At 38.1% G+C, this 1,629-nt stretch carries 3 protein-coding genes; all 3 read right to left on the reverse strand.

Annotated elements, in window-relative coordinates; translation table 11 throughout:
- Nucleotides 1–892 (reverse strand): hypothetical protein (locus tag HRT72_04595; GenBank protein NQY66985.1); only part of this gene is annotated, 892 nt, incomplete at its 3' end.
- Between the two features lie 280 nt (nucleotides 893–1,172).
- Nucleotides 1,173–1,460 (reverse strand): type II toxin-antitoxin system RelE/ParE family toxin, encoded by a 288-nt coding sequence (locus HRT72_04600; GenBank protein NQY66986.1) that lies wholly within the window; start codon nucleotides 1,458–1,460, stop codon nucleotides 1,173–1,175.
- Between the two features lie 3 nt (nucleotides 1,461–1,463).
- On the reverse strand, nucleotides 1,464–1,629 hold a 166-nt coding region (locus HRT72_04605), incomplete at its 5' end, for a type II toxin-antitoxin system ParD family antitoxin (GenBank protein ID NQY66987.1).

The following is a 1,629-nucleotide window of genomic DNA, read 5'->3' on the forward strand; positions in this document are numbered from 1 at the left end:
CTCCAGTTTTAATACTGACACTTTCATTCTCTACATCATTACTATAATCAAATGTACGGGTATAGGAATAGGTCCATCCCCCTCTATTACTACTATAAAATCGTTCAAACTTTAACGGAAATGAACCGACACCAACAAAATCCACCTCATTCTGTACCTTGTTACCATCAACGACATCTATGGGATTACCTACCCGACATATTTCAACAGAATCAGGCACATCGCTCATACATCTCTTTTCTACCGACTTTTGTATAGCTGCCGATTCGAAAAGACAACCAATCATACTCGCCTCTGTCGAAAAGTCACAACTGTCTATATGTTTATCCATTGCAATTCGCCCGGAATGATCACGGCAATAATCTTTTCTCGCTTGATAACTATATTTAAAACCGTAGTAAGTTATTGGTTTTTGAATATAATTTTCAGGGGGTATCGAATCCCAACTTGGCTCAATGGTGCACGCCAATAAGTCTGTTAACACATATTCTAGACCCTGAATTTCTTGTGCTCCATTATCTGCCAAGACAAATTCAATGAAGCCTGTAACATAATCCCGAGGATTTAGAATATTCAACTGATCAATAATATGCTCACACAACCCTTGAGGTGTTTGTGCAACTAAAATCGGTTTCGTCAATTTGTTAGTAAACCAGCCACCTCTAACATTATCGTTTAGTTCATACAAGATATTTTCGCCGAAAGAAGTATTTACTGCATCAGCAGGGTGACGCGCCCAATATTCTCCCTCGTCAATACCTGGCGGGAATTGATAGCGCTCAGGAAATTGGTACAAATCGGCGCTAGCAGGCAAGCTCAATTGATATAGGCTCAATGCTATCAATACTCTCTTTAGGTTCCTAATTTTCTGTTTACTTCTTATGTGCGTCATCAGAATATCCCGTTCTCGTTATATATACTTTCAGATTGTTTAAGTAATTTCTAACGGAATTATTTCAAGAATATGATGTAGGAGGTATTAGACTAGAGACCAGGTTTCGCCTTTAACCACGGAAAACATAGACTAAAGATGTAGTTATTCTAAAAAACAAACCGTATTTAACAAAAAGAATAAATCTAAACTTGGCAAATATAAAATATATACAAGCACAAAAAAGCCCAAGTCAACCTCTCGACTTAGGCCACAAAAATAGGACTATATAAACGATCTTCTAAAAATTTAATCCGATATCACGCGATGCGTTTAATACTCTAATCAGCTCTATTCCATTATCAATCGTTTGATAGAATAAAATGTAGTGATCAACCGGAAAACTTTTAATGGACTCGCCTAATTCAGGCCGATCACAACCGATCTGTCTGAACTCTGCTAACTGCCTAGCTTTTTCATAAAGCCGATCTAGAAAACGATCGGCATTCACTAAACTATCTTCTGCAATGTAAAGCCAAATTTCCAATAAGTCATTTTCCGCTTCAGTTGAAATAGTTAGCGTGGGCATTATTTATCTCTTCTTCGCCTCCAAGGCTTGGCGCCCTTTCGCTTTAATGCTATCAATATTAAGTGATTTACCTGAATCCCTTTCAAGCGATTCAATACCATCGGCAATATCATTGCGCAATGCTTCAAGCCTGACATTCTGTAGCGCATCACGTTCTTCCAATAGTCGC

The organism is Flavobacteriales bacterium, assembly GCA_013214975.1.
In the GTDB taxonomy this organism is placed as follows: Bacteria; Bacteroidota; Bacteroidia; order DT-38; family DT-38; genus DT-38.